This window comes from Pseudomonas sp. (assembly GCF_041601375.1).
Classification (GTDB): Bacteria; Pseudomonadota; Gammaproteobacteria; order Pseudomonadales; family Pseudomonadaceae; genus Aquipseudomonas.
In genome coordinates this window covers 1-7967 of sequence record NZ_JBFIIG010000190.1, presented here as the reverse complement: position 1 = coordinate 7967, position 7967 = coordinate 1, and the positions used below count along the sequence as shown (strand labels likewise).

7 protein-coding genes are annotated in these 7967 nt (G+C 63.8%); 4 read left to right on the top strand and 3 right to left on the bottom strand.

Annotated elements, in window-relative coordinates:
- Positions 1 to 844 (bottom strand): inorganic triphosphatase (locus ABZE94_RS18470; protein ID WP_372877235.1); only part of this gene is annotated, 844 nt, incomplete at its 3' end.
- A 112-nt stretch (positions 845 to 956) separates the two neighbouring features.
- Between ABZE94_RS18470 and ABZE94_RS18465 the strand changes: the two genes are divergently transcribed.
- The 4 genes from ABZE94_RS18465 to argA all read left to right on the top strand — a co-directional run bounded on the left by ABZE94_RS18465 (position 957) and on the right by argA (position 5601).
- Complete coding sequence (locus tag ABZE94_RS18465; protein WP_372877233.1) at positions 957 to 1634, top strand: TIGR00153 family protein; 678 nt, start codon at positions 957 to 959, stop codon at positions 1632 to 1634.
- A 39-nt stretch (positions 1635 to 1673) separates the two neighbouring features.
- A complete protein-coding gene (locus ABZE94_RS18460; protein WP_372877231.1) occupies positions 1674 to 2936 on the top strand; it encodes an inorganic phosphate transporter in 1263 nt (420 codons plus the stop codon).
- A gap of 70 nt (positions 2937 to 3006) precedes the next feature.
- Complete coding sequence (gene argE / locus ABZE94_RS18455; RefSeq protein ID WP_372877229.1) at positions 3007 to 4158, top strand: acetylornithine deacetylase; 1152 nt, start codon at positions 3007 to 3009, stop codon at positions 4156 to 4158.
- Positions 4159 to 4302: 144 nt separating this feature from the next.
- Positions 4303 to 5601, top strand: a complete 1299-nt coding sequence (gene argA / locus ABZE94_RS18450) for an amino-acid N-acetyltransferase (RefSeq protein WP_372877227.1) — start codon at positions 4303 to 4305, stop codon at positions 5599 to 5601.
- 128 nt (positions 5602 to 5729) lie between these two features.
- Here the strand turns inward: argA and ABZE94_RS18445 are convergent, their stop codons facing one another.
- A complete protein-coding gene (locus tag ABZE94_RS18445; protein WP_372877225.1) occupies positions 5730 to 6668 on the bottom strand; it encodes a hypothetical protein in 939 nt (312 codons plus the stop codon).
- A partial coding sequence (locus tag ABZE94_RS18440; RefSeq protein WP_372877223.1) for a hypothetical protein occupies positions 6665 to 7967 on the bottom strand: 1303 nt, incomplete at its 5' end. The genes ABZE94_RS18445 and ABZE94_RS18440, both read right to left, overlap by 4 nt.

Here is a 7967-nt window from a genome sequence, read left to right as displayed (position 1 = left end):
TGCTGCTGCTGCGCGGCGCGGCCTGACCGAGGCTGCCGATTAGCGCACGCAGGCCAACCAGTTGTTCCAGCCAGTCGACCAGCAGGCGCCAGTGGCCATTGAAGCGGTATTGCTCGGCCAGGCGTTGGCTGCTGCCGAGCAGGTGCCAGGCAATGGCGGCAAAGCCCTCATCCAGGCTCATTTCGGCGTTCAGTTCGGGGGCCGGCAGGCTGAGGCTGTAACTGTTGGCATCGAACAGGCGGTAGCCGCGCTCGGCCTTGCTGATGTCGCACGGCATCAGCGGCAGATCGGCGGCGAGTTCGGCGGCCAGTTCCAGCAGGGCTGCAGGTTCACCCTGGCGCAGCTCCAGCTCCAGCTCGCAGATTTCTTCCTCGCCTTCGCCAGCGATGACCTTGCCGAGATCCAGGGCGGCCTCGATGACCACCTTGGCCTTGCCGCGACCCCAGGCGATGTCGGCGCGCTGGCGGACGAAATCGGTGCTGAAGATCGGTTGCAGCAGGCTCTTGTCTAGGTCGGCCAGGGCCGCCGGCCAGCAGCTGTCGTCGAGTTTGCTCGGATCCAGTTCGGCCTGATCCAGATACCAGTCGAATTCGTTGCGCTCGGACAGACCGGCAACGCTCTGGCCACGGCTTTTCAGGGTCTGGATAAAGGCATCGCCATCGCGGCGGATGCGCAAGGCGACCTTGGCCTGGGCCAGATCACGGGCGGGCGTGTCGAAATACTGATTGAATAGCTCGCGCTGTTCCCAGCCGCTCTTGTTGCGCTTCTTCAGCAGCGGGTGCTCGCGCAGGGCTGCCAGGGTGTCGCGGCTGACCCGCAATTTGATTTCGGTTTCTTTGACCATGATGGTGAACTAAGCGCCTACTGTGAAATTGTGACTGTCTGATGATGCGTGCTGGCGAGCTTTTCGAGCGATCCGTATACTTGCCACCTTCTTAAAAGCCGGGGTTCACCCTATGCCGCTCAATCCATTCGCCAGCCTGTTCGGTCGCTCGCCCATCGGGCCGATGCAGAAGCACTTCGCCAAAGCCCACGAGTGCGCCGCACACCTGGTGCCTTTTTTCGACGCCGTGATGGCTGAGGATTGGGTCAAGGTGGCACAGGTGCAGCAGGACATGGCGCGGCTGGAGGACGAAGCCGACAAGCTCAAGAAAAGCGTACGGCTGCACCTGCCCAAGAGCTTGTTTCTGCCAGTGCCGCGTTCGGATCTGCTCGAGCTGCTGAGTGTACAGGACAAAGTTGCCAACCGCGCCAAGGACATTGCCGGCCTGATGCTGGGTCGCGAAATGGCCGTTCCACAGGCTTTGCAGCCACTGATGCGGGCCTTCGTGCAGCGCACCGTGGATGCCAGCGGCCAGGCGCTTAAAGCCATGAACGAGCTGGACGAACTGCTGGAAACCGGGTTCGGCGGGCGCGAAGCCGCCCTGGTCGGATCCATGGTCGAGGAACTGGAGCAGATCGAGCGCGATACCGATCTGATGCAGATCGACGTGCGCCGCGCCCTGTTCAAACTGGAAAAGGATCTTCCTCCGGTCGACGTGATGTTCCTCTACCAGATCATCGAATGGATCGGCGATGTCGCCGACCGTGCCGAGCGTGTCGGTAACCGACTGGAACAACTGCTGGCGCGCTAAGCGCCAGTGTCCTTTCTGGAATCTACGGATTAATTATTTATGTCTCTGATTGCGGACTACGGCCTCGTACTTCTGCTACTCGCCTGTCTCTTCGGCTTTTTCATGGCCTGGGGCGTGGGTGCCAACGATGTGGCCAATGCCATGGGTACCTCGGTCGGCTCGCGGGCGCTGACCATTAAGCAGGCGATCCTGATCGCCATGGTGTTCGAGTTCGCCGGCGCTTATTTGGCCGGCGGTGAGGTGACCGAAACGATCAAGAGCGGCATCGTCGACGCCTCGATGATCACCCCGGACCTGATGGTGCTGGGCATGATGTCGGCGCTGCTGGCGGCCGGTACCTGGCTGCTGGTGGCCTCGACCCGTGGCTGGCCGGTGTCCACCACTCATTCGATCGTCGGTGCGGTGATCGGCTTCGCCGCGGTCGGCGTGTCCATGGACGCGGTCAACTGGGCCGGTGTCGGCCCGATCGTCGCCAGCTGGGTGATCTCGCCGCTGCTCTCCGGCACCGTCGCCTTCGGCCTGTTCGTCAGCGTGCAGCGGCTGATCATCGATACCGATGAGCCCTTCGCCAACGCCAAGCGCTTCGTGCCGCTGTATATGTTCGCCACCGGCTTTATGGTCAGCCTGTTGACCGTGACCAAGGGCCTCAAGCATATCGGCCTCAGCCTCTCCGGTACCGAGGGTTTCTTTCTCGCCGCGGCTGTCGGTGTGCTGGTGATGCTGCTGGGCATTGCCCTGCTCAGCCGGATCAAGGTCGATGTCGAGGCGGACAAGGACTTCCACTATGCCAGCGTGGAAAAAGTCTTCGCCGTGCTGATGATCTTCACCGCCTGCTCGATGGCCTTCGCCCACGGCTCCAACGACGTGGCCAATGCGGTCGGCCCGCTGGCGGCCGTCGTCGGGGTGATCCAGTCCGGTGGCGAGATGGTCGGGGCCAAGGCGGCGCTGCCGGCCTGGGTCCTGCTGCTCGGCGCCATCGGTATCGTCATCGGCCTGGCCACCTACGGCTACAAGGTGATCGCCACCATCGGCAAACAGATCACCGAGCTGACCCCGAGTCGCGGTTTTGCCGCCGAACTGGCCACGGCTACCACCGTGGTCGGCGCCTCGGCCATCGGCCTGCCGGTGTCCACCACCCACACCCTGGTCGGCGCGGTACTGGGCGTCGGCCTGGCCCGCGGTATCGGCGCGCTGAACCTGGGCGTGATCGGCAAGATCTTCATGTCCTGGCTGATCACCCTGCCGGCCGGTGCCGCCCTGGCCATCCTGTTCTTCTATGTCCTGCGCGGGATCTTCCTCTGAGATAGCCCCGACGGTTTCATCCGCACCGGCGTTGCCCCTATGATGGTGGCAACGCCCGTGGAGACCGCCAATGCCCCTGCCTTCCTTCAAAGAACAATTCGCCGCGCTGATCGCCACGCCTTCGGTGAGTTGCACCCAGGCGCGCTGGGATCAGTCCAATGGGCCGGTGATCGAGCTGCTCTCGAGCTGGCTCGGCGACCTCGGTTTCGCCTGCGAGGTGCAGGAGGTCACCCCGGGTAAATTCAATCTGCTCGCCAGTTACGGCAGCGGCCCTGGCGGCCTGGTGCTGGCTGGACACAGCGACACCGTGCCCTTCGACGCGGCCTTGTGGCAGAGCGATCCGCTCAAGCTGACCGAGGTCGATGGCCGCTGGGTCGGCCTGGGCAGTTGCGACATGAAGGGCTTCTTCGCCCTGGTCATCGAGGCGCTGCAACCCTTGCTGGAACAGCGCTTCCAGCAGCCGCTGCTGATCCTCGCCACCTGCGACGAGGAAAGCTCGATGTCCGGCGCCCGCGCCCTGGCCGAGGCCGGGCGGCCCCTGGGGCGGGCCGCGGTGATCGGCGAGCCGACCGGGCTCAAGCCGATCCGCCTGCACAAGGGCATCATGATGGAGCGCATCGACATCCTCGGCCAGAGCGGTCATTCCTCCGACCCTGGCCTCGGCCACAGCGCCCTGGAGGCGATGCAGGACGTGATGACCGAACTGCGTGGCCTGCGCGGCCAGTGGCAGCGCGAGTTCAACAACCCGCAGTTCGGCGTGCCGGTACCGACCCTGAATCTCGGCTGCATCCACGGCGGCGACAACCCCAACCGAATCTGCGGCCAGTGCTCGCTGGAATTCGACCTGCGCCCGCTGCCGGGCATGCAGCCGGAACTGCTGCGAGCGGCGATCCGGCAGAAGCTGCAACCGCTGGCCGAGCGGCATCAGGTCAAGATCGACTTCGCCCCGCTGTTTCCCAGCGCGCCGCCCTTCGAACAGGCCGCCGACAGCGAATTGGTGCGCCTGGCCGAGCGCCTGACCGGGCACAGTGCCGCTGCGGTGGCGTTTGCCACCGAAGCGCCTTATCTTCAGCAGCTTGGCTGCGAGACCCTGGTGCTCGGCCCCGGCGATATCGACTGTGCCCACCAGCCGGGTGAGTACCTGGAAATGTCACGTCTCGAGCCGACCGTGCGTCTGTTACGTGAGCTGATTCAACATTACTGCCTGAGTCCGGCCCCATGAGCCTGCATGCGGCCCTTGCCAACCGGAGGAGAGAACGCGTGATGCCCCAACTGCGACGATAAAGCGGATAACGATGGCTGCTTCGTCCGGCGCTCGCGCGCCTTGTTCATGTGTTCTTTCCACGACTCACAGGTTCTCTCTGCAATGCACGACTACGTCAATTGGCTTCGCCACGCCTCGCCCTATATCAATGCCCACCGCGACTGCACCTTCGTCGTGATGCTGCCGGGCGAGGGCGTCGCCCACCCGAATTTCGGCAATATCGTCCACGACCTGGTGTTGCTGCACAGCCTCGGCGTGCGCCTGGTGCTGGTGCACGGCTCGCGCTCGCAGATCGAGGCGCGCCTGGCCGCGCGCGGGATAACCCCGCATTTTCACCGTGATCTGCGGGTCACCGACGGGGCGACCCTGGAGTGCGTGATCGACGCGGTCGGCCAGCTGCGCATCGCCATCGAGGCGCGCCTGTCGATGGACATGGCCGCCTCGCCGATGCAGGGCGCGCGCCTGCGCGTGGCCAGTGGCAACTTCGTCACTGCGCGGCCGATCGGCGTGGTCGACGGCGTCGACTATCACCACACCGGCGAAGTGCGCCGGGTCGACCGCAAGGGCATCGGCCGCCTGCTCGACGAGCGCAGCATCGTGCTGCTGTCGTCGCTGGGCTATTCGCCGACCGGGGAAATCTTCAACCTGGCCTGCGAAGATGTGGCCACCCGTGCCGCCATCGACCTGGGCGCCGACAAGCTGCTGCTGTTCGGCGCCGAAAGCGGCCTGCTCGACGAGCAGGGCAGGTTGGTGCGCGAACTGCGCCCGCAGCAGGTGCCGCAGCACCTGCAGCGCCTGGGCGGCAGCTACCAGGCAGAACTGCTGGATGCCGCCGCCCAGGCCTGCAGCGGCGGGGTGCGGCGCAGCCATATCGTCAGCTATACCGAGGACGGCGCCCTGCTCAGCGAACTGTTCACCCGTGCCGGCAACGGCACCCTGGTGGCGCAAGAGCAGTTCGAATCCTTGCGCGAGGCGACCATCGAGGATGTCGGCGGCCTGATCGAGCTGATCAGTCCGCTGGAAGAGCAGGGCATCCTGGTGCGCCGTTCGCGCGAGGTGCTGGAGCGCGAGATCGAGCAGTTCAGCATCGTCGAGCGCGAGGGCCTGATCATCGCCTGCGCCGCGCTGTACCGGATCGACGACTCGGACTACGGCGAACTGGCCTGCCTGGCGGTCAACCCGGACTATCGCCATGGCGGCCGCGGCGACGAACTGCTGGAACGCATCGAAGCGCGCGCACGGGCCCAGGGCCTGAAGCAGCTGTTCGTCCTCACCACCCGCACCGCCCACTGGTTCCGCGAACGCGGCTTCGTGCCCAGCAGCGTCGACCGCCTGCCGGCGGCGCGCGTTTCGCTGTACAACTTCCAGCGCAACTCCAAGGTGTTCGAAAAGGCGCTCTAGCCGAACATGCCGGCGCTGCCCGGCATGGGCCTCTCGCCGGCGTGGTTGTGGGCGACGGGGTAGGCCTGTGTCCGGCGATCAGCCGGCTTTTGCAGGGCGGGGTGCCGGCCTGCGGCCGTGAGAGCGGTTTATTGCTCGGCCAACTCGGCCTCGCGCTTGGCGATGGCCAGCTCCAGCTCGGGAGAGCGTTTGGCCCATTGCGCGGGCGGTAGGGGTTTGGACCATTCGACGACTTCGGGGGCGGTGAGGTCGGGGATATGGGCGAGTTTTTTGCGCAGCAAGTGCTCCAGCAAAAAACCGTTGAAAACCAAACTGCCGAGTCCTTCCCACAAAAACGCCAGCAGCCACCCTCTGGACTTTACTGCTTGCATGAAATCGTAGGTAAAGCTCTGCCAAAGGCTCATGCCTTTGTTACGAATAACCGAGGGTTCTGGAGCCGCATCCGGCCCCGTCTCCATAAAGCTGCGAATGCATTCCCACTGCGCCATGGAGGAAATTCCGCCGCCGGGATTGACCATCAGCACCCAGCCCTTCTTGTCGGGGCCATAGGTTTCATGTTCCTGGCCCTTGAGCGGGAACCACAGCAGCAGGCAGCCATGCTTGGTCGCACCATAGGTGCCCAGGTTGGTGACACTGGGGGCGATGGCATATACGCGCTCCCAGGGCACGAACCAGTAGCTGCCGTCTGGCTCGGTAATGCATACCTCGCGGCGCTGACGGTTGAAGCGAATCGGTGGAGTCAGGGGCTTGCGCCATTGCTTGATATACAAGTACCAGAGGGTGCCCATTAGCCCCCCCCCCATAAAAGCAAGCATCGCTAGGCTTAACCAATAGTCTCCTGTTGAAGCAACCCAAGCGGAGATCGCCACCACCAAGACAGTACCCATGTGCAGCGTCAGCCAGCCCGCTGCCATAGCGAAACTGCCGATATCCAGATAAGCCTCGTTCTTGCGCCAGATGATATTCATCAGATCGCTGGCAGGTTGTCCGGTGGGAATGGGCATTGGGGCCAGGTGCTCCTGCTTCCAGAGCAAGCCCCGTTCTACTTCGCCGGCGTGTTCGGTCATGTCGCGTCCTTGGGTTGTAGCAAGTCAGAGCTGACCGCCACGGAGCTGTAGCGGTCACTGATAAGCGGGCCGTCGCTGGAGCCATGCTCGACGATGGTCGAGCCCGTGATGATATAGCGCATACCCATACCGCCGCCGACCACCTGCTTTTGCGGGCCGAGGGTGCCGGCCTGCATGGCCAGCGGGCTATGGTACAGAACCTGGAGTTGCCAGTAGGTGCAGTCGGCCCGGCGCGGCACTGTGCCGGCCAGGCGCAGGCCCATGCCCTGATGGATGGGCAGCCAGTGGCTTTCGAGGTTATTCAGCCATTGCTGGGTGCAGTCGGTTGGGGTGTTGAGCTTGTCGAAGGCAATAAGTTTTACATACAGCTGAGAGCGTTCGGAGTCGGCGCCGGGCAAAAATAGTTGCAGGCTATCTGTCTGGCTATCCAGCACGATGTTGTTGCCGCTATGGCCAATCTGCCGGCTGACCAGTCTGGATTCGGCCAGTAGACGCGGTTTGAACAGCAGGTCGATCAGGGTTTGCAGTTCCTCGCTCTGACCGGCGGGGCTGTCGCCCCAGCGCCGGTCGTTACCCCAGCAGCACTGTTCGAGAAAGGCTTGCAGCTCGCTGTCCTTGAAGTAGTTCCAGGCCAGGTAAAGTCCCTCGACGATCAGCAATATCCAGTTCAGCGGTACCAGGCGCAGGGTGAACCATTTGATCGCCTGCTGGGTGGTCCATTGGCCGGTCAGCGCCATATAGGTGGCATGGCCGCCCAATCCGGTTTGCGCCGCCATCAGGCCGAGCACGGCACCGTCGTGACCCAGGCGTGCCCAGTGGTTGGCCGTCCAGTAGGCACCGTCTTTCTGCATTTCGGCGGAGAGTTTGGCCAAGTCGGCCATGCTGCCAAATGCTGCCAGTGCGCCGGTGGTAAAACCAAACAGCGTTACGATCGGGGCTTTAGAGCCACGCCACTCGACCTCCACCTGTCCTGTGGCCTCCCACGCCGCTCCCACCACCGCCGAAAAGGCCGCCCCCACCTTGAAGTTCTCGGCCAAATGTTCCCGTTTGCGCACATCGTCATTTTCACGATGTTGGTCACGTAGGTTGAGCTCGCGCACATTGTTCAAGTGCAGCAGCAATGCGGCGAGGGGGAGAACGCCGCCAAAGGTGTTCAGGTTCCTGATGCCGGTGACGGTCGGGGCCAGGCCTTTCTGCAAGCGCTGGCCGGTTTGCTGGCCCCAGTTCCAGAGTTGTTGCCCGGCACTGCCGCTGAGAATAAAGCCGGTTTTGCCAGCCTTGATCGGGGCGTCCACGCAC